This window comes from Mycolicibacterium sp. CBM1 (genome assembly GCF_054073305.1).
Map to the genome: position 1 here is coordinate 53218 of NZ_JBSXPP010000004.1, position 19540 is coordinate 72757.

Genomic DNA, 19540 nt, shown 5'->3' on the forward strand with positions numbered 1-19540 from the left:
ACGGACGAGGACCGCGCCACTGTGCTCAACGACCTGCTGCGCCGATACACCGAACGAGCCTCGGTCTCGCACCATGAGCAGACGGGCTGGCATCTGCACTTTCGCGATGTCGACGACGGGTTCGCCGCGACCCTCACGGGCGCAACGACGGCTGCCGCGGCGCACTTTCTCACCGCGCGCGGTATGCGTCGCTTCCGCGTGTGCGCTCGGGCTGACTGCGACAACGCGTTCGTCGACTTCACCCGCCCCGGGACCCAGAGATACTGCCGACACAACTGTGCCAATCGCGATGCGGTGCGCAGGCACCGCATCGCGAGGCGTGCTCAGTCGGGCAGGTTGCCGTAGGTCCTGTCGATCCGGAACAGGTACAGCACGCACCCCTCGTCACGCATCGTCTGTTCGAACTCCGTTTCGGTCAATTCGATCTCGACCCCGTTGTCACCATGCCAGGCCAGCAACCCCTCGGGCCGATTCTCGCGCACCCTCATGAAAGCGACGATGTCGGCTGGAGTTGTTGGCGTGTCCAGTATTTCGACCGTCGTCTCGACACAGAGCCAGGTTGGCCCGGGCGCGTCGTAGAACAGCGTCGCGCGGGGGTCGCGGCGCAGTCGTTGGGTGCGGACTTTGTGGCGGTGCCCGACGCTCAGCAGTCGGCCATCGACAACGGCGGGCTCCATCTTGGCGACCTTGGGCCGCCCGTCGGTCCCGACGGTGATCATCGCCGCGACGTTGTGCTCGCTCAGGAATTCGTCGACCTCCATCAGATTTCGCCTCCCATGTCCGCGCCGGTCTGTGCGCGGTACCTCGCGGCCGTCCGCTCCAGATCCGCCGCACCGTCGGCATGGCGCTCCCGGTTGGCCAGCACGACCGCGCGCGTCGCCGTGATCCGGCGCTGCTCGTAGTTGCGCAACCCACCCACCGGATCGGCCGCCACGCACTCGGCCAGGGCCGCGGCATCGACGACGGTCTGCGACGCCCCGTTGGCGCCCACCGGATACATCGGATGAGCTGCATCACCGAGGAGCGTGACCTTGCCGCTGCCCCATGAGGACAGTGGCTGGCGATCCACCATCGGGAACTGCAGCACCGTCTCGGTGTCGGTGATCAGTGTGCCCGGGTCCAACCAGCCCAGCTGCCAGTTGGATACCCGCTCGGCAACCTGGCCGCGGTCGACAGGCGCATCCCAACGGAACGTCTCGACCGGAAGCCCCGGCGACGTCTCCCGAACGAGCAGGACCCAGTTGGTGCGGCCCGAGGTCAGTGGATATGCGATGAGTTCGTCGCCGTTGTCGGCCTTGACGTTGACCATGGTGCGGCCGTCCAGCAGCGGGGTGTTCGTGGCGAGGCCACGATACATCCGTACACCCGACCACAACAGCGGATCGGCTGCGGGCGGATGGAGCTTGGCGCGCACCGCGGAGTGGATGCCATCGGCACCCACCAGGACGTCGGCCGGCATATCGCCCTGGCTGGTGGTCACGACAAGACCCGCTGTGCCGTCGGTGAAATCGGTGACCCTGGTACCGGTTCGAACGGCATCGAAGCCCAACCGGTCGGCGACCGTGTGCAGCAGCAACGCCTGCAGGTCGCCGCGGTGCACCGAGCACTGGGGGAACCCGTACCCACCCGCCGTACCGAGATCCTCGCGGAACAACAACCGGCCGAAGCTGTCGTGGAAAGCCAGACTGCTCGGCCTCGTCGAGATCCGGTCGAGCTGCTCGCCGAGTTCGAGCCGGTGCAACTCGCGTACCGCGTGGGGGAGCAGGTTGATGCCCAACCCACCGGCCGCAGATCCGACACCGATTCGACCGCGCGTGCCCGGATGTCGTACCGATGCAACGCCAATAGTGTTGTCAGTCCCCCGATTCCAGCTCCGGCAACCAAGACGTTCGGCACGGCTGTGTCACGCATCGACGTTCCTCTTCACCCGGGCCGCGGGCATCGCCGCGAACAGCGCGGGGGCGGTCAGAATGGCAAGGCCGAGAGTCACCCAACGGGCCGCCGCCAGTCGATCACCATGGCCGATCTGGAGAAGAATGCCGGCCACCGCGGAGGCCAGGGTGAACGCGATCAATTGGGTGGTGCTCAGGGCAGCTGCCGCTTTGGCGCCCTCGTATTCATCGGTGGAGCTGGCCATGGCCGCCACGTTGAGATGGGGAAACGCCAGCCCGATGCCGACCCCCGCCAACACCAGCATCGCGATCCACGCAACAATGCGTCCGCTGCTGGGGGCGGTGTGCAGGAGCAGGCCGAACCCGGCCAGTCCGGCGGTGAGCAGGATCGGCGACCACCGGATCACCGCCGCGGTGCGGTGTCCTGGAATCGACGTGCTGAAGAGCTGTGCCACGACCCACCCCATCGACAGCACTGCTCCCAACAGGCCTGCCGTCAGAGGGTTCAGTCCCGCCAACTCTTGTCCGAACAGTGGGATGAAGTTCTCGACCATCACCCCGGCGCACAGTCCGGCAACAGTCAGATACACCCACTTGAGGCGGTTACCCCGCATATAAGTCAGTCTCGGCAGGACGCCGGAGGAATGCCGGGCATCGAGTACGAGGAACACCACCAGCAACAGGGCACCGACCAGGACCACGATGGCCATCCACCCTCCCGAGACGGTGGTCGACGCGCTCAGCGCGGCAGCGGCAGCGCCCAATGCAAACACCGGGGCCGCCGGGATTCCCGAGTGATGCCCGGCTGGACCCTGCCCGCTCAGGGCACGGGCGGCCAGTGCAGCCAGGATCACGGCGAGTGCCGCGAGTGCAGCGAAACCAATTCGCCAGGAGGAGAACTCGGCGAACAGACCACCGAGTGACGGACCGACCAACGTGCCGACACCGAACATCGCCGAGATCAGCCCGGTCGCCCGCGTCCAGAGTCGCGCTGGCAGCGCCACCCGAATCACGGCGTAGCCCAGTCCGGTCAGCATTCCCGCGCCAATGCCCTGAACGATCCGACCCGCGACGAACAGTGCCATCACCGGGCTCACCGCACTGAGCACGGTCCCCAGCGCGAACAGTCCGAAAGCCAGGACATAGGACGGTGCCGGGCCCCGGCTGGTCAAGGTGGGACCCACGACGAGGGTCGCAATGACCGCGCTGATGAGATAGCCGGTATATGACCACGCGTAGTAGTGCATCGCCCCGATGCTCTTGACTACCGACGGCATGAGGGCGGCGGTGAAGTACAGGTTCATCGCGTAGAGACCGATGCCGCCCGCCAGGACGACGACCGCCAGAACATGGGGACGGCCGAACAGCTCTCGCCAGTGTGGCGGGGTTTCGGATTCGATTGCGTCGTTGTGCATGCGGGTACGCTAGAACTTAAAGCGTTGTTGAAGTCAAGATGGGAGCACCGAATGCCCTTCGCGCCCACCGACATGCTTACCGTCGGCGAGGTCGCGCACCGCAGCGGCATCGCAACCAGCGCGGTCAGGTTCTACGAGGACCAGGGACTGATCAGCTCCGTGCGCACCACCGGCAACCAACGCAGATATCCCCGGCACGTGTTGCGCCGGATCAGCATCATCCTGGCGGCCCGACGTTTCGGCATCACGCTGGCCGAGGTCGCCGAGGTGTTCGAGGGGCTGCCTGACAACAGGATGCCCAGCAAGCGGGACTGGACCCGGATCTCACGCCGCTGGCACGCCCAGCTGGAAGCCCGCCGGCGCGAAATTGAGAAGCTTGAGGACGAGTTGACGGGCTGCATCGGCTGCGGATGCCTCTCCCTGGCCACGTGCCGCATCGTCAACCCCGGAGACGAACTGTCCGAACTCGGGCCCGGGCCGCGACGACTCATTCCGCCCGACGCCGAATGAGGCTGGATACGGCCGAAACACCTCACCTTCCGTCGCAACGCGTCTTTGGGAATCAGTGAGGTGGTCACCTCGGTGGTGCCGATGCGCACCTGCGCGGGGATGACACCCCAGCCGTAGGTCAGCTCACCGTGGTGAGCGTGCAGGAACTCATCGACATGGGCGGGTGTGGCGACGAAGAAATACGGTGCAGGGCCTCGCCACTGAAACACCTCGGCCTCAAATTCCCAGTCCACAGCGATCACGCTAACGCCGCCGCAGCTTCAGCGCCCGCGAAACCAGGCAGCACCGCGGCGCGGCTCCGGGGTGAGCGGTTGGCGCCCGGCTGCCCGGCGAAGATCCGCTTTCATGTCGGTCGGTGTCGCTACAGTTCCGGCGCATGGGGGCTGGGTCTGTGCTCGAGTGGCTGTTGGATTCCGATCCGGCATTGCGCTGGCAAGTTGAGCGTGACCTCGTGGGCGAACCCGCTGGGATTTGGCAAGCTACGCGGGCACGGACCGCGACCGAAGGCTTTGGCGCGCGGCTTCTCGCGCACCAGGATCCGGATGGCCAATGGGCGGGTGGGGGCGTTCTTCCCGTCAGACTTCGACTTCGACGGTCCCGAGGCTGCAGATGGTGCCGGTCGGCCCTGGACTGCGACGACGTGGACACTCAACTCACTGCGGGAATGGGGCGTCGATTCCAACGCCCTTCGTAAGCGCCGTACCGTCGAGCTGCTCGCCGAGAACAGTCATTGGGAGTACGAAGGCCTACCGTATTGGAGCGGCGAGGTCGACTGCTGTATCAACGCCTGGACTGTCGCCAACGGGGTGTGGCTGGGTGCGGATATCGCCGGCATCATCGACTGGTTCATCGAACATCAGATGTCTGAAGGCGGCTGGAACTGCGACTGGGTCGAAGGCTCGACCCGATCATCATTTCACTCGACGTTCAATTCGCTAAAGGGCTTGCTTGCCTACGACATTGCGACCGGAGGGACCGACGAGACCCGAGCCGCCCGCCGCTCAGGTGAGGAGTACCTGTTACAGCGCGGACTCTTCCGCCGTCTCTCGACGAGCGACCCAGTGGCCCCATGGGTGTACAACTTCGCCTACCCGTTTCGCTGGTCCTACAACGTCCTCAACGCAGCCGACTACTTTAGCCAGGCCTCAAAGATTGACGGCACCCCACCGGATCGGCGCATGGCTGATGCGATCGAGGTCATCCGCGCTGCAAAGCAATCGGACGGCACATGGCTGCAAGGCGATCGGCACCCCGGACGGGTGTGGTTCCAGGTCGAACTAGCAGCGGGACAGCCGTCGAAGTGGCTTACTCTATTCGCGACACGAGTACTGGAGTGGTGGGATCCGCGAGCGTCCCCACTGAATCCACGCTGACCGCCTTCAGGTGACGCGTTGCGATCCGTGTACTAACTCAGCATCGGCCGGTGGGCGCGTCGATCGACTCGGCCTCGGCGGCAACATCATCGAAACCGGCACCGACTCCTTGCACCCGGCCCAGACCCGCGCCAAGGGCAGATCCGTCCTGACCGACAAGGGTTGAAACCTCTGTCCGCAGCCCGTAGCGTCAGCACGGGTTCGATGTGACCCGCCGTCCGCGCCGAGACATCGGTGAGGTGAATACATCGCAAGATCGGTCACCACCACACTCGTCTACGAGCCTTGGTGCCTGAACATTTCAGCAACGCGGGCACTGGATTGCACATCGGGCACCGGAAACGTAGGTGAAGTGATGGATCTGACCCTTGGCGACGCCAAACGCGCCGCACGCATACTCCGCGACCAACTACCCGCCGCCGATCTCACACACTCCAGAGCGTTGGAGATCGTGGCGCAACAACTAGGGTTTCGCGACTGGAACACCGCATCCGCGCGGCTACGTGAACGCCAAGGCATGAGCGCCCCGGTACCCGTGCTCCGCAGCCTCGCCGAGGCCCGCGCCCGCGAGTTTTACATCGACTACTTGCACTTCAGCATCGAGTGGGAGCACCGCTTCGATTACGCACAAACCGTCCTCTACATGCGTTTGCGTCGCGACCAATTCGTTCTTGACCTGTCCGAACACCACGGCGACGGCACTCCGGGCTCGACCGTATGGGTACCGGTCAGTGACATCGCTGCGCTACATGGTGAGCTCCACGCCACAGGGTACGACCGCATGAATCCCGCCATCGATTTCGACTCACCAGGCGGACCCACCATGGAAGTCATCGACCCGTTCTCCAACACGATCCGCTTCTGCCAAACCACCCCCGAGGACCGGTAGTCGCTTCGGCCCCAGCGACGCCCTCGACGTTCGGATCTGACTGCGCAACGCGGATCAACTTTCAGAACTGCATGTGTTTTCAGAACTGCATATGACCGTCAGCCCACCGAAAATGCAAGGTACTTCGGGACGCACCCGAGCGGAATGTCGCGGACGACCTTGCAAAACTCGGCAACCTTCAGGGCTTGACTGCAACGTTCAACGAGATCGGACAGTGATGACCTCCGACGAAGGGGCGGACGAGAACAATCCAAGGTGGTCGATAAGGCATTTGTGGCAGCCGAACTTGCCGAGTGCTGCCAGGGATGGACGGGAACTCGTGTCGACGGCGCACTGGTGCGTCATGACGACCGCTATCGCCGTCCTCGCGTGGCTGCCGACCGCGATCAGAGTTTCCGGCCATGAGGAGTTTCGTAATGCCAGCTCCCCCGATGGCGATCCTGCCCGAGCCGAGTTGCGGATCAGAGGCCCCTCTTGCTTGCGGCCGCTGCGTCCGACAACGTCGCGTTCGGCGTGCCCGCGTCGACAGTTCGCTCGGTCCGCGTGCCCGGCTGTAGAGGTGAGCCAGTCGTTCGGGCCTTAACACGGCCGGAGGACGCCGTCGTTGTCGTAGATGGCGTGCAGGACACCTTCGCGGCGCTTATTCAGGGCGACCTTGACCGTTCCGGGCCTGTCGAAGTTTGGTGACCACAGCGTTGCGGTGCCGCGGCTGTCCTCGTTGATGCGTAGCCACTCGCCGGGTGTCGGCGTCTCGCCGTCCCACTTGACATCCTCTACGGCTAGCAGCCCGACTTTCAAAAACCCGCTCCGAGCAGCGTCGGAGCGGGTTTCTTGTTTTTGCGGTCCGGCAACCCGCCAGACGTCCTCGTACGGGAGCACATCCGGCGTATCCCGCGTATCCTGCGTAGAGGAGGTGGTCGCCGTGTTGGAGGTTCTGCTGGTCGACTCGTCCAAGGTTGACGAGGTCGAGCAGACGCTGCGCGCCAAGGGGATCGACATCGTTGCCCTCCGCGGCGCCGGTGCGGCAGATGGCGGCGCCGCCACCGCCGATCGGCGTCGGCTGCGGGACACTGTGGCCGCAGTTGTCGGGCAAGCAGATGACGCCGAACTCGATCGGCTGCGTTCGGCAGTCGTCGCCGGGCCCGATGACGGACTCGACGAACGGTTCTGGGGTCCGGCGCCGGAATCGGAGGTCGCCTCGCACGCGGTGTTCGACGATCTGGCCGACCAGTTCGCGGCGCGTCGCGCACTTGCCGCCCAGAGCATGAGCCGCGATCAGGTGGCCGAGCTTCTGGGGGTGGCGCCTCAGAGCATCACCACCAAACTTGCCGCGCGGAAACTGGTGGGGTTCAAGGCCGGTCGCGAATGGCGCCTGCCGGTGTGGCAGTTCGACCCCGACAACCCCTCCGGCGTCCTGCCCGGTCTGGATGCCCTGCAGGAGGTGTTCCCCGGCGGTGTCGTCAGCCTCTCTCGGTGGATGCAGCGCGACAACCCGGAATTCGGCGGTCGAACGCCGCGCAGTGAGATCGCTCGCAGTGGTAATGCCGCCGCGGTGATCGCCGCGGCCCGGGCGTTGACCGCCGCTGCGTGGTAAGGCAACTCGATCCGCCCAAACGTCCACTGCCGTACGCCGATTTCCGCTGGGCCTGGGCACCGCCACAAGGGCAACAGAGGTGGCAATGGTGCCGGGTCTACCACGAAGGCGCTCACACCCCCGACGGTGTGACGTTCCGCCGGTACGGCCCGCTGTACCGGTTGGATCATCACCACCAGGCTGACCCGCCCGCCGACGACCCGACGGGCCGGCGGGTGCTCTACGTCGGGCAGGACTTGGCGACTTCGGCGTGTGAAGTGTTCGGCGAGGCGGGTGTTGCCGCGATTTGCCCCCGCTACCGGGTGGCAGTGCTGGCCCCCACCAGCGCGCTGGCACTGTTCGATCTGACCGCACCGGGCGCCGCGCTGGCCATCGGCGCGTTGCCGTCCCTGGCCACCGGCAACGAGCCCCGTTCACTGACCCAGCAGTGGGCGCGCGCCATCTTCGAGGATCAGCCCTCTGGGCCGCAGGTGTGTGGTGTGCGTTATCGCACCGCCTACAACTTCGGGTACGCGGCGGCGTTGTGGGACTGCGACGACCGTGTGGACGCCGTGCGTGACAATTTCGGCGCAGTACAGGATTTCGCCCTCGGCGATCCCCGCGTGCTGTTGCGGCTGCAAGTGGCACTGCGAGAGCGTCGGATCGCGGTCACGACGATACCGGCGGGCCAATGCCCGGCATGTCAGCGACCCTGACCACCGGCCGCGGACACCGCCGCGCGTGCCCTCACGCTGTCGCGAACGGATCGAAGAAGGAGACGCTGCCGAACCCGGCTGAAGCGTCGTACGTCGACCAGGTGGGAATGGCGCCGAGTGGTGTCAGGATCTTGAAGGTGACTTTGTCGCCCGATGCCGAACGCACATCGGCGTAGTAGGTGCCGAACCCGGTGTTGCCGAAGTAGGTGTAGCTGAACATCGAGCCCACCGGCGGAACATCGCCGGCGTCGGTTCCGGCGGTGCCGCTGGTGACCTTGGTGACCAGGATTGCTTGACTGTAGGTGCCGTACATGTCCAGCTGGGTCGACACGTCGGCGTCGAAACTTCCCTGCTGAATGCCCGCCGCGTCATAGATGCCGAACTGCTGATAGCCCTGAAGTTGAATCTCCCTGGGCGGCAAACCATTCACGCCACTGGGCACCAGATCAGAGGTGGGCAGGAAACTGAAGCCGCCGGGGGCCGGCAGTCGCTTGACGGGGGGTAGCGCCGACGCGTCGAGAAGATTCAGCGGGAAGGTGCCGATGTTCGACACCTTGCCGTCGTTCACCAGGATCGTCGAGACCTTGTCCCCGAACTGAGAAGGCAGCGACGAGTACACGGCGTAGGTGTGGCCGTTGGCCTCGTACATGACGTTGAACACCGAACCCACCGGCGGAACGTCGCCGGCGGCTGTCCCGGCGGTTCCAGCGGTGACCTTGGTGACCAGTATTGCCTCGGTCGTGACGCCCATGACGTCTGCGGTGGGGGTGAGAACACCTTCGAAACTTCCCACCGTGTTGCCCGCCGCGTCACGGACTTCGAAGACCTCACGGGCCTGAACCGTGGTGTAGTAGGGCAGGAATCCGCTTGTCCCGACGTATGTTTCGCCGGCGGGATCGGCCGGAACGATGCTGTATCCGTTACCGAGGTCGACTGGCCTGTTGTCGACCGTGTGGTCGGCGATACCCTTGGCCGCGTCGAAGGTGAACGGAATCGGGATGTCGCCCAAGGGCGTCAGAATCTTGAACGTGACGATGTCCTTGGTCGACGACGGTATGGCGGAGTAGGACCAGCCGAACCCACCGATCAGGTCGAACCTCGAGATCAGCGAACCGACCGGCGGAACCTGACCTGGTCCGGTGCCGACGTTGGCGCCGTCGTTCGAGGTGACCAGGAGTTCGACGTACTTACTGCCTAGGTTGAACGGACTACCGGTACTGACCAGGGTGCCGAAGCTTCCCAGGCTCGCGTTGGTCACGGGATCCACAACGCTGTATTGCTGCTGCCCCTGAACCAACGTCGGTCCACCGGGCCAGAACGTCCACGGCCCGTAGAACGAGGTGACCACTTCAGTCGAGCTGGGCACCAGGTTGTAACCGTTGAAGGGCAGCGTCTGGTTCAGCGTCGACACGGTCGGACCCACGTGGACAGCGATCGACACCGCGCGAAACGCCGCCTGTGCGATGCCGACCAGCGAAGAGGCAACGGCCGTCCAGATCTCCGAAGGGGATACTTTCGGCTTCAGTGCATAGGGGTCCACCGCCGCGATCTGGGGCGCCGTCACCGAAGTGGCCGACACCGAAGTGGCCGTCGCCGACGCGACGGCAACCGACGCGGTGACGGCTTCTGTCCGGGCGCCGTTGAGCGCCTTTGCCGATGCCCGCGCGCGAGAAGACAGTGTCGCCGTGGTGCTCGGTGACGAGGGGATCGCCGCCTCCGCGGTGTCGGCACTGGAGCCTGTCGAGTCCGCTGTCGGCGCGTCAACTGTTCTGGCCACGGCGCTGGGTGCACTGCCCCGCGAATTCTGCTTTCCGGTCACGGTGCGGGTGGCGCTTCGAGCCGATCGCGCGTGCGTGGGGCCGTGAGCGGGTGAGCTGCTCGCCGAGGTCCCCGATGACTCCGTCGATCCGGAGTCGGCGGAGGCGATCGCGCAGCCGGCGAACGCCACGGTTCCCACCCCGAGGGCGACCGCGAGGCCACCCACCCGACCGATCCACATTGACGCCCGGTGTGAAGTACTCATGGCTCGACACCACTCTTTCAGTTCAGCCAGTACGGTCCGGGAGGCCATAAGCCTCATACACATATTGGAGGTCGGTTCGGATGCGTTCGGGATCGAGGCCGAACTGGTCGGGGGAGTGCTCGTGACGACTCTTGTAGGCGCGTTGGCGTTCGGCCTGTAGCCGCACCTCTTCGCGGAACTGCGCCGTGGGTTCGATTTCGATGAAGTCGAGAATCCGCTCGATCGTCGGTTCGAGGTTGTGCAGCAGGTCGGTGTAGCGCACGACGCAGAGATTGCGTTCCGGGATGAGGCCGGTCGTCTGTGCCTCGTGGAACGTGCCGAGCATGGCGCAGGAAGCCTGGTAGAGGTTTTCGATCCAGCGTTCCTGGTCCTCTTTGCGGGTGCGGTTCCACACGTCGTAGCCGTTCTCCAGCACCCCGGCCAGCAGCGACATACCGGACGGAATGACCTCGACCGGGTCGCGGATGATGTAGACGAGTTTGCAATCCGGGTAGCGCTGCAGCACTTCCGGCAGCCGGAAGGCCAGCATGCTTGTTTTCGCCAGGATGCGGTTGCGTCGTTTGTAGAACAGGTTCCGCCGCCAGCAGGCCTCGTAATACCGGAAGAAGCGTTGTCGTTCGTGGTCGGTCACGTCGACGATGCCGAAACTGTGCTGGGACAGTTCGCTGCCCCAGTTGTCCTGCCAGGCAAGGAAATAAGCCCAGGAGAACGGGCCGTCGAGGGTGCGGAAGAACCACGCCACGTCGTCGGTCTCGATGCCCCGCAGACTGGTGTCGTGTACGTCGGAGGCGTGGTAGCGGGCTGGAGAGAGCCGGTCCATGCGGGGGACGATGCGCCCGAGCAGCTTTCGCGCCGTGATGGCGGGGAAGAGCATCTCCCACAGCTCGAAGGAGGCCATGCCGCCCGCACCGAGCAACAACCGGTGCAGGAAAGTGGTACCGCTGCGCGGATTGCCGACGACGAAGATCGGCCGATCGATCGGCTGCGTGCGGTGGCGCGGGTAGACGAGATGATCCATGCCCAGGGTCACCGCCGAAATGGCTTGGCGCACTTGCAGAAGAAGAAACGCGCCGATCGGACGCACCCTGAACCCGAAGGTCTGGCTGATGACCCGGTAGAGCCGCAGGTAGTGGCTCACCGGTCCGCCCATACCGCAGCGGCCCCGACGATGGTGAAGCCGGCGGCGGCGCTGGCCAGGATCATCCTGTCGCCGGCGTGCACCGAACCTTGTTTGAGGCGGTAATCCAACGCCAGCGCCCACGAGGTACTGGCGGTATTACCGAACAAGGCGTGCGTGACGATTCCGGCCTGCGGCCGTGCACCGAGGCCGTTCAGCACCTGTTCCACCATCGACTCGCTGGGTTGGTGAAACACGTAGTGATCGACGTCCTCCGGCACCCATCCGACACCGGACAACAGGCGCCGCATTTCGCCCGGGACGTGGACGCCGAGCGCGAACAGTTCGGTGGACCTGGACACGAAGTGGCCGTCCACCGGCGCCCGGCACAGGTCATAGTGTTCGGACAGTGTCTTGTGCTGCAGCGCCAACACCCGCGCGCCGCCCGCGGGCAGGAGGTCCCGGGTGACCAGCAGGGCTGCGGCGGCGTTACCGAGTGTCAGTCCGGCCACCTCGACTGACACGTCGTCGATGGTCTGGAAGTCGTAGCTGACCCGGTCTCGGGTGATTTCCCCGGCGCAGATGAGTGCCGTGTCGATGTCGTCGTGCAGGGCGAAGTAGCCGGCGACAACGTGGAGCGCTTCGAGCAGGCCGGCGCAGGCGCAGGTGACGTCCATGGCATGCAGGGGGGTCGCGCCGAGCCGGCCGGCGACCTCGGTGGCGGTGGCGGGCTCGAAAGCGTCGCGGGCAATTCCGCCGTAGACCAGTAGGTCGATGTCGCCGGCCGCCACGCCGTTCTGTTCGAGGCAGGCGGCCGCTGCGCGCGCGGCGAACTCCCCGGGGGACACGGTGGCGTCCTCTTCGAGGTACCGCATCTTGCTGTTACATCGGTCGAAGGCATATCGGATAGCGAGCTCGATGGGCGCCCAGTCGGCGCTGGTGCCCCGAAACGAGTCACGGACCCGGGTTATCAACTCCTCGTTGTCCACTGCGGTATCCGGAAGCACCACCGCGGGCCTCGAGAGATGCAGTCGAGGAATCGTCATGAGGGCGAACCGTCCTTGCTCTTGGTCGGGTGCTTCCCGCATCAGATTAATGGGAACAGGCCGTCACCACGTGGCCCTTCGCATACCGCCGTCACCCTCGTGTCGATCGGCCGGTCAGGGCATCTGTGGGTTCACCCAGCCCCGTCCATGACCACGACGTCGGCCAGCGATTGCGGCCGGTGCCGGGCGATGTGGTCGTCTTCTTGGGCCGCCCATTGCTCCCAGTGGCCGTCGAAGATGGCGCCGTCGCGCAGCAGGGCCCGCCGCTTACGCACCGCCGCGGGGCATTCGACCCACACGCCGAGATCGGCCAGCGCGCGGCTGGCGGTGGTGAGGGCGCCCGCGCCTTCGATGATGACCCGCGCATCGGCATCGACGGTGTGCCATTCGGCCGGTTCTGACGTCGCCCAGTCCCACCGCCGCCACCGGCCGGGGCGTCCCGCCCGGCGCGGTTCGAGCAACCAGCGCCGGGCGTGCTCACTACCGGCGCGCAACCCATCCCAGCCCGGATAGATGTCGTCGAGATGGACCAGCACGCTGCCCGCCCAATCACTGTGCAGTTGCGTGGCCAGTGTGGTCTTGCCCGAGCCCGACCGTCCGTCGATCAGCACCGTGCGCGCGTCGACCCGGCGCAACTGGTCCGCAATATCAGGGCGTTGCAATGAAATTCCAGTGTCCGGCGGCGATCGACACGGTGATCGCCACCGCGGCGATCACCAGTCCCGCCGCGACGACTGCCCCGTCCCGCCACGTCAGCACTGACGGCCTTGCCCAGGTGCGCGTCGGATGGGCTCCCAATCCGCGAGCTTCCATCGCGGTCGCCAGCGTCGAGCCGCGCCGGATCGCCGACACCAGTAGCGCGAACGCCTGGCCGGCGGTGCGCCGAATCCGGGCGTGATCGCCGACGCCGCGTGCCCGGCGAGCGTGTCCGATCGTGCGCCAATCGTCGCCGAGCAGGCCGACCAGACGCAGACCCGCCAGCGCGCCGAGGACGAAACGAGCGGGCAGCCGGAGGATCTGCCCCAGCGCGTCGGCGAGATCCGTCGGATCGGTGTCGATGAACAGCGCAACCGACGGCAACGCGATGGCCAGCACCCGCAGGAATGTGGCCGCCGCCAACGTGATCGACCCGTCGCTGACAGTGACGAGCAGAAAGTGCCAGTGCACCGTGCCGCTGACCTGACCGTAGAGCAGGATGGTCACCGCAGTCAGCGTCGCAGCCAGAAGAAGGGCAGCACTGCGAGACAGCAACGGCCGCAGGGGTATCCGTAATACGACGATCAACACCAGTTCGAGCACCAGCGCCGTCGACGCCGACACCCAGTCCAGGCTGAGGATCAGGGCGACGGCGATCACCACGGCCGTGGCCAGCTTCGCCACCGGATTCAGCCGCGGCGCGGCGACGGCGACGGGGACGGGGACGACGGTCATGCTCGTCCGCCCGGCAGCTCGATGCGATGGTCGGCGAGCACGTCGATGAAGTCGCTGTCATGCGTGCTGGCCACCACTGCCACGCCGTCGTCGACCGCTTCGGCCATGATGCGCACGAGCTCTTCCCACGTGTTGCGGTCCTGGCCGAACGTCGGCTCGTCGAGCACCATGACGCGTGGCTTGGTGGCGAGCACGGTGGCCACCGACAGGCGGCGCTTCTCGCCGCCGGACAGCGTGTAAGGGTTGGCGTCGACGAGGTGTGACAGCCGCAGACGGCGCAGCAGATCGTCGGTCAGCTTCGAGATCTCGGCCGCGGGAAGCCGCAATGCGCTTGGCCCGAGTGCGATTTCGTCCCGCACCCGCCCGGTGAGGAATTGGTGCTCCGGGTCCTGGAAGACGCTGCCGATGCGGGTGAGCAGTTCGCGTGAACGCCAGCGGATCGGTTCGCGTTTGCGCCCACTGGGCGCGAGCGCCGCGGTGGCCGAGAGGCTGCCGTAGCGCGCGGGAAGCAGGCCGCCGAGGGTGAGGGCGAGAGTCGACTTTCCTGCACCGTTGGGTCCGGTGATGACAGTCGTCGCGCCCTGCGGAATCGTGAAATCGAGGGTGTGCGGCAACGGCGGGGCGGCTGGTTGCCCGATGCCCAGGCCAGCGGCCACCAGCGCGGTGTCTCCGTCAGGCTTCCGGTCGCGTTGCAACCGGGGCAGTGGATCGCCCGGCACCCAGATGCCGGCATGGGTGAGGCGATCACGTTCCCGGGAGATGGTCTCCGCAGCGGGGCCGTCGGCCGCGATCGCGCCGTCCTCGCCGAGCACGACGACCCGATCGACGACGGGCAGCCACACCGACGTTCGGTGTTCGATCACGACGAGCGTCGCACCGGTCCGGCGCACCACCGCAGCGACGGCGTCGCGCACCTCGGCCACGCCGGCCGGATCGAGGTTCGCGGTCGGCTCGTCGAGCAGGATCAGCCCGGGTGCCATCGCGAGGACACCGGCCAATGCCAGGCGCTGTTTCTGCCCGCCCGACAGCGCGGACGTACTGTGCTGCAGCGCAAGGTCCAGTCCGATCGCGGCCAACGACTCCCGGACCCGGGGCCAGATCTCGTCGCGGCTGACGCCGAAGTTCTCCATCCCGAAGGCGACATCGTCTCCGACACGGGGCAGGATCACCTGCGCGTCGGGATTCTGCAGCACCATGCCGATCCGGTGCCGCCGACGAGCCGGGGGAGCGCCGTCGACCAGCAATTCGCCGGTCTCCGAGCCGTCTTCACTGCCGCCCAACAGACCGGCCAACCCGTGCAACAGGGTGGACTTACCGGCTCCCGAGGGGCCCAGCAGCAACACCCGTTGTCCCGCCTCGATCGTGAGGTCCAGGCCGTCGATGGTGGGTCGCGCCCGCCCGGCGTGACGCCACCCCCATCCCCGCGCGGTGACCTCGGCCGCCGAGCCGGGTTGCGGCTGCCCGGTCACGACACGGTGCCGAGATCCTGACTCTGCCGACCGGATTCGAAGCGCGACAGGGCGCCGGTGCGGGCCAGCGCTCGGACCACCGCCCAGGACAGCAGCCCGGCGAGCAGGGCGCCGGAGACCACGCCGGCGACGGTGTAGATGGCGACGAAGGACGCTGCCGAGCCCGGATACCAGATGACGATGTCGTTGACGGCCATCGCAAGACCGGCGGCGGCACCGGCAAGCACCGCGACGGGCAGACCCCAGCGGCGGTAGAGGAAGATCGCGAAGACCAGCTCGGCAGCCAGGCCCTGCACCAGTCCGGACTCCAATGTCATTACCCCCCATTGGTTTCCGACCAGAGCGGACACCGTGGCGGCGACCATCTCGCCGTACACCGCCGCCCCCGGCTTACGGACGACCAGCGCGGTGAGCACACCGGCGAACAGCCAGCCCCCGCCGACAAGCGCATTCAACCCCGGCAGGGCCGCACCCAGTGGAGCGCTGATGGGGTTGGCGGCGACGTTCCACAACACGAACACCATGCCCGAGGCGACTGCCAATACGCTGGCCACCACAATGTCGATGACGCGCCAGCGGGGCACCTGGTGGGCGCCGCCGGTGTTTTCAGAAACGGACGACACACTCATTCTCTTCACTCCCTACGCCGGCATTACCCGGTCAGGTTCGTACGGTCGACGGACGAGCCGTCCTCTCAGCGCACCCGGTGTGCGCTCCCGTGTGGTTAGCGCCCTTCAATCTAGTGGCTGGCGCCTAGTGGCTGGCAGCCATCCAGGGTTACTGGCGTCCGACTGGTCTTTGCTGGTATCCATAAGCCAGCAGGTCTGAAGGGGGATGAGGTGTCGCTTCGGGTCAACATCGGTGATCTGACCGCTTCCGGTACCGCCGTCACCGGCCACGGCGAGGATGTGGCGAGCACCCATGCGGTGGCAGCCAGCCGGATCGACGCCGCCCAGGGCGGCTGGCAGGGCGCCTCGGCGCAGGCCATGACAGTGCTGGCCGAGAAGTGGGTGGCCACGACGAGTGCATTGGTGAACCGGTTGAGCGATCACGCCCAGGGCCTGCACGCCAGCGCCCTGGACTTCGTCGAGATGGAGCAGCGACACAGCCAAGCGCTGCAGGAGCCGGCAGCGGCCGCGAACGCGATCGCGGCACAGTCCGAACGCTGAGCTGTTGTGACCTTGACCGTCGCCGACATCGAGCGCTGGAACGCCGGGGACGTGCGTGAGGTGTTCCATGCCGCGAGCAGCCGGGCCCAGGCGATCAAGGATGCCGCCGACGGCCTGGCGAGGCTGCCCGCTTTCGAGACGTGGGGCGGTGAGGCGGCCGAGGCCGCCACCGACGCCATTAGCCAGACCCGCAAAGACCTCGACGCCCATGGCGAGGAGGCGCTGGTCGTCGCCAACGCCGCCCGCAGCGCCGCCGACAACATCGAGCGCATCAAATCCGAACTCGCGACGGTGAAGGCCGACGCCGAGTCGCTCGGGATGGAGATCGATCCGATAGCGGGCACCGTCGTGCCCGGGCCGACCGTCCGCAATCCGATGGAAGCCCAACTCAAACAGGCCCAGTTGCAGCCGCGGCTGGACACGATCGTGGCCGAGGCCAACCTCGTCGATATGGCACTGGCCAACGCCATCAACATGGCGAGCGGTACGACCGCGATTCCACCGTCGGGGCCGCACCCGGAGATCCCTGATCACCCGCCGCCGGATGACCCGAAACAGTTCGCCGAATACTGGCGAAGCCTGTCCAGGGATCAGAAGGACTACCTCTTCAGCCACGACCACAACATCGGCAACCACCCGGGCATGCCCGCCGGCGACGACCAGTACCCGGGCAGCGACCACTACAACCGGCTCCATCTCGCCGATCAGCTCTCCGATGCCGAGACCGCCCAGGCGCAGGCTGACGCGCTCAAGGCGCAACACCCGGACTGGGCCGACGGCCGCGGCGTCCCCGAGCCGAGCAGGCCGGGAGCGATCTTCGATGACCGGCTGAAATACGAAGCGTGGCAACGGCAATACGACGACACGCGCGCCCGCTCCAAGTACCTGCCGGATCTGCAGGCGGTGGACGCCACGGTGAAAGATCACCCCGAACGCAAACTGATGCTCCTGGACACCAGCAGCGGCCGGCAGGCTCGAGCGGCCGTCGCGGTCGGCGACCCGGATCGAGCCGATCACGTCTCGGTGACCACCCCCGGTCTCAACACCACCGTGCACGGTGCCGTCGAGGGGATGGCCAACGAAGCGGCACACCTGCGGCAGGAGGCGCTTCGGCAGCTCCAGGCCAACCCCGGTCACGCCCACGACACGGTGGCCACCGTGGCGTGGATCGGCTACGACGCCCCGCAGGTGTCCGGATGGGACGACCTGCGTGGGTCGGCAGCAGGAGGCTGGGAGGTCAGCCACGATGCGGTGGCCCGGGCCGGCGCGGTCGACCTGTCGAAGTTCTATGACGGCATCGCCGGCGCGCACGAGGGCGGTCCGGTCCACCTCACCGCGGTCGGCCACTCCTACGGTTCCCTGACCACCGGGCTGGCACTGCAAGAGCCCGGCAACCACAGCGTCGGCGATGCCATCCTCTACGGCTCACCCGGCATCGAAGCCTCGACACCTGCTGACCTGGGCCTGCAGTCCGGGCACGTCTTCACCATGGAGACACCGGACGACCCCATCCAGAATGTCTACGACCTACCGCCGTGGGCGCATGTCGCGGCGGCGACGCTACCGCCCCCGTTCCGGGACTTCGGTGAATCGATCATGCGGACGATGGATCTCTCCGGCGCCGGCAAGTTCGGCCCCAACCCGGCGACCAACCCGAACTTCGTCCACCTGGAAACCGGTGCCGTCAGCGTCCCCGACGGTGGGGGCGGCACACTGAATCTCGATGCCGCGCACGGCCACAGCGAATACCCACGATTCACCGACGACGGATTGCCCCGCACGACCAACTTCAATATCGCCGCCGTCATCGCCGGGCTCAGCGGCGACGCGGTCCGCCAGAGATAGAAAGCAGACGTATGAGGCTCCTCACCACCCGGCAGATCGCCAGGCTTCCGCTCTGCGGGGTGCTCGCCCTCATCGTTGCAACGACAGGATGTCACGTGGAACAGCCCTATGCCCCAACCCCGTCCACCGCGGCCGGCCAGGCACTCGACGAACTGAAATCGCTACCGCCCTTCGAGGCCACCAAAGCCCAACTGGAGGACGCGCTCACCAAGATCACTACTTTGGCAACCCAATACGTGCCTGGCGTTGTCTGGCAGAGCGCAGACAACGCCGAGGGGAGCAGCTGTTCGGCGCCCTATGAGCAGACCGGGGGCAAGGCGGCCTACCTCGCCAACCGGGTCGCCGAGAACGTCACCGTGAGCGAAAGCGACTGGGAAAGGCTGCTCGACATCGTCAAGAACGCGGCCACCGCGGTCGGCGCCGCCGAAGTCCAGGTCATGCAGGACCAGCCAGGCAGGCACGATGTGTGGTTCACCGGGCCCGCCGGCATGTTCGTGAAGTTCTCCTACAAGGGCAACATGGTCGTCTCCGCCTACACCGGTTGTCGATTGCCGTAGCGCCGAAGTGCGACCGGTCCGGCCGGGTGAACAGAATATGTCCTGCTCGCAACGATTAGTCGAGCCGTTCGGCGATTCGCCGCCACGGGGCGCGGCGCAACGGCTATGAATCAACGGTGAGCACTCACCACGTGAACCTGACCCCGCAGGAAACCTCGCTGATCGATCAGAGCGACGCTGCTGTTCTGGAGCGCCTGGACGAAAAGTCGCTGAAAGAACTGCAGACCCGGCTCCGGAACGCCCGCGAGAAGAACTTCAGTCTGTTGCGGCGCCAGGGCGCGGCCCGGGTGGAAGCCGAGGCGGCGCGGGGAGCCGCCCAGCCCGCCAACGAGAAGCGCGGTGAGAAGGTGGAGATCTTCGACGACGCGCTGGCGCGGGTGGCCGAGCGTCTCGCGGCTTTCGACACCGAGTAGCCGCGCCCTACTCGCTGGACTCGGCGTCATACCGGTTTGAGGCACGAGGCGATAGGCGGTCAGCGGGTCGCGCGCCCAACGGCGAGCGGACCGACGATCGGC

20 protein-coding genes, 2 pseudogenes and 1 riboswitch are annotated in these 19540 nt (G+C 66.4%); of the genes and pseudogenes, 10 read left to right on the forward strand and 12 right to left on the reverse strand.

The window, feature by feature from the left end; translation table 11 throughout:
- Positions 1-183 precede the first annotated feature (183 nt).
- Complete coding sequence (locus tag ACXDF8_RS06470; RefSeq protein WP_457222703.1) at positions 184-345, forward strand: CGNR zinc finger domain-containing protein; 162 nt, start codon at positions 184-186, stop codon at positions 343-345.
- Here ACXDF8_RS06470 and ACXDF8_RS06475 read toward each other — a convergent pair.
- The 3 genes and pseudogenes from ACXDF8_RS06475 to ACXDF8_RS06485 form a co-directional block, all read right to left on the reverse strand.
- Positions 324-761: a pyridoxamine 5'-phosphate oxidase family protein gene (locus ACXDF8_RS06475; protein WP_457222428.1), complete on the reverse strand. Its 438-nt coding sequence runs from the start codon at positions 759-761 to the stop codon at positions 324-326. The genes ACXDF8_RS06470 and ACXDF8_RS06475 overlap by 22 nt on opposite strands.
- A pseudogene (locus tag ACXDF8_RS06480) lies at positions 761-1911 on the reverse strand (FAD-dependent monooxygenase). The gene ACXDF8_RS06475 and the pseudogene ACXDF8_RS06480 overlap by 1 nt, the downstream one beginning before the upstream one ends.
- A complete protein-coding gene (locus tag ACXDF8_RS06485; protein WP_457222429.1) occupies positions 1904-3307 on the reverse strand; it encodes an MFS transporter in 1404 nt (467 codons plus the stop codon). The pseudogene ACXDF8_RS06480 and the gene ACXDF8_RS06485 overlap by 8 nt, the downstream one beginning before the upstream one ends.
- A 51-nt stretch (positions 3308-3358) precedes the next feature.
- On the opposite strand from ACXDF8_RS06485, the gene soxR reads away from it, so the two are divergent.
- Positions 3359-3817 carry a redox-sensitive transcriptional activator SoxR gene (gene soxR / locus ACXDF8_RS06490; protein WP_457222430.1) on the forward strand — a complete coding sequence of 153 codons (459 nt, stop codon included), beginning with the start codon at positions 3359-3361 and terminating at the stop codon, positions 3815-3817.
- A 101-nt stretch (positions 3818-3918) separates the two neighbouring features.
- Here soxR and ACXDF8_RS06495 read toward each other — a convergent pair.
- A pseudogene (locus tag ACXDF8_RS06495) lies at positions 3919-4059 on the reverse strand (DUF1905 domain-containing protein); the annotation flags it as partial.
- Positions 4060-5545: 1486 nt separating this feature from the next.
- Here ACXDF8_RS06495 and ACXDF8_RS06500 point away from each other — a divergent pair.
- The gene (locus ACXDF8_RS06500; RefSeq protein WP_457222431.1) at positions 5546-6079 is read left to right on the forward strand and encodes a glyoxalase superfamily protein; all 534 of its coding nucleotides are present in this window, start codon (positions 5546-5548) and stop codon (positions 6077-6079) included.
- Positions 6080-6658: 579 nt separating this feature from the next.
- On the opposite strand, the gene ACXDF8_RS06505 is transcribed toward ACXDF8_RS06500, so the two are convergent.
- Complete coding sequence (locus ACXDF8_RS06505) at positions 6659-6877, reverse strand: hypothetical protein (protein ID WP_457222432.1); 219 nt, start codon at positions 6875-6877, stop codon at positions 6659-6661.
- A 124-nt stretch (positions 6878-7001) separates the two neighbouring features.
- On the opposite strand from ACXDF8_RS06505, the gene ACXDF8_RS06510 reads away from it, so the two are divergent.
- Positions 7002-7673 carry an antitoxin Xre/MbcA/ParS toxin-binding domain-containing protein gene (locus ACXDF8_RS06510; RefSeq protein WP_457222433.1) on the forward strand — a complete coding sequence of 224 codons (672 nt, stop codon included), beginning with the start codon at positions 7002-7004 and terminating at the stop codon, positions 7671-7673.
- A gap of 128 nt (positions 7674-7801) precedes the next feature.
- Entirely contained in the window at positions 7802-8368 is a 567-nt protein-coding gene (locus tag ACXDF8_RS06515; RefSeq protein WP_457222434.1) for an RES family NAD+ phosphorylase, read from the forward strand.
- A 31-nt stretch (positions 8369-8399) separates the two neighbouring features.
- Here ACXDF8_RS06515 and ACXDF8_RS06520 read toward each other — a convergent pair whose 3' ends face one another.
- Complete coding sequence (locus tag ACXDF8_RS06520; protein WP_457222435.1) at positions 8400-9932, reverse strand: hypothetical protein; 1533 nt, start codon at positions 9930-9932, stop codon at positions 8400-8402.
- A gap of 4 nt (positions 9933-9936) precedes the next feature.
- On the opposite strand from ACXDF8_RS06520, the gene ACXDF8_RS06525 reads away from it, so the two are divergent.
- Entirely contained in the window at positions 9937-10233 is a 297-nt protein-coding gene (locus ACXDF8_RS06525; protein ID WP_457222436.1) for a hypothetical protein, read from the forward strand.
- 180 nt (positions 10234-10413) lie between these two features.
- Here ACXDF8_RS06525 and ACXDF8_RS06530 read toward each other — a convergent pair whose 3' ends face one another.
- From ACXDF8_RS06530 to ACXDF8_RS06555, 6 genes are all read right to left on the reverse strand, one after another.
- The gene (locus tag ACXDF8_RS06530) at positions 10414-11529 is read right to left on the reverse strand and encodes a sulfotransferase family protein (RefSeq protein ID WP_457222437.1); all 1116 of its coding nucleotides are present in this window, start codon (positions 11527-11529) and stop codon (positions 10414-10416) included.
- Positions 11526-12554, reverse strand: a complete 1029-nt coding sequence (locus ACXDF8_RS06535; protein ID WP_457222438.1) for a 3-oxoacyl-ACP synthase III family protein — start codon at positions 12552-12554, stop codon at positions 11526-11528. The genes ACXDF8_RS06530 and ACXDF8_RS06535 overlap by 4 nt, the downstream gene beginning before the upstream one ends.
- A gap of 131 nt (positions 12555-12685) precedes the next feature.
- The gene (locus ACXDF8_RS06540; RefSeq protein ID WP_457222439.1) at positions 12686-13216 is read right to left on the reverse strand and encodes a nucleoside/nucleotide kinase family protein; all 531 of its coding nucleotides are present in this window, start codon (positions 13214-13216) and stop codon (positions 12686-12688) included.
- A complete protein-coding gene (locus tag ACXDF8_RS06545; RefSeq protein ID WP_457222440.1) occupies positions 13203-13985 on the reverse strand; it encodes an energy-coupling factor transporter transmembrane component T family protein in 783 nt (260 codons plus the stop codon). Before ACXDF8_RS06545 ends, ACXDF8_RS06540 begins: the two co-directional genes overlap by 14 nt.
- Positions 13982-15454, reverse strand: coding sequence for an ABC transporter ATP-binding protein (locus ACXDF8_RS06550; protein ID WP_457222441.1), 1473 nt, complete (start codon positions 15452-15454; stop codon positions 13982-13984). Before ACXDF8_RS06550 ends, ACXDF8_RS06545 begins: the two co-directional genes overlap by 4 nt.
- Positions 15451-16083, reverse strand: coding sequence for an ECF transporter S component (locus ACXDF8_RS06555; protein WP_457222442.1), 633 nt, complete (start codon positions 16081-16083; stop codon positions 15451-15453). The genes ACXDF8_RS06550 and ACXDF8_RS06555 overlap by 4 nt, the downstream gene beginning before the upstream one ends.
- A riboswitch (TPP riboswitch) is annotated at positions 16076-16184 on the reverse strand. Its footprint overlaps the gene before it by 8 nt.
- Positions 16185-16293: 109 nt before the next feature.
- Here ACXDF8_RS06555 and ACXDF8_RS06560 point away from each other — a divergent pair.
- The 4 genes from ACXDF8_RS06560 (at position 16294) to ACXDF8_RS06575 (ending at position 19438) form a co-directional block, all read left to right on the forward strand.
- Positions 16294-16623, forward strand: a complete 330-nt coding sequence (locus tag ACXDF8_RS06560; RefSeq protein ID WP_457222443.1) for a WXG100 family type VII secretion target — start codon at positions 16294-16296, stop codon at positions 16621-16623.
- 6 nt (positions 16624-16629) lie between these two features.
- Entirely contained in the window at positions 16630-18468 is a 1839-nt protein-coding gene (locus ACXDF8_RS06565) for an alpha/beta hydrolase (protein ID WP_457222444.1), read from the forward strand.
- 11 nt (positions 18469-18479) lie between these two features.
- Complete coding sequence (locus ACXDF8_RS06570) at positions 18480-19025, forward strand: LppA family lipoprotein (RefSeq protein ID WP_457222445.1); 546 nt, start codon at positions 18480-18482, stop codon at positions 19023-19025.
- 131 nt (positions 19026-19156) lie between these two features.
- A complete protein-coding gene (locus ACXDF8_RS06575; protein ID WP_457222446.1) occupies positions 19157-19438 on the forward strand; it encodes a hypothetical protein in 282 nt (93 codons plus the stop codon).
- Positions 19439-19540 lie beyond the last annotated feature (102 nt).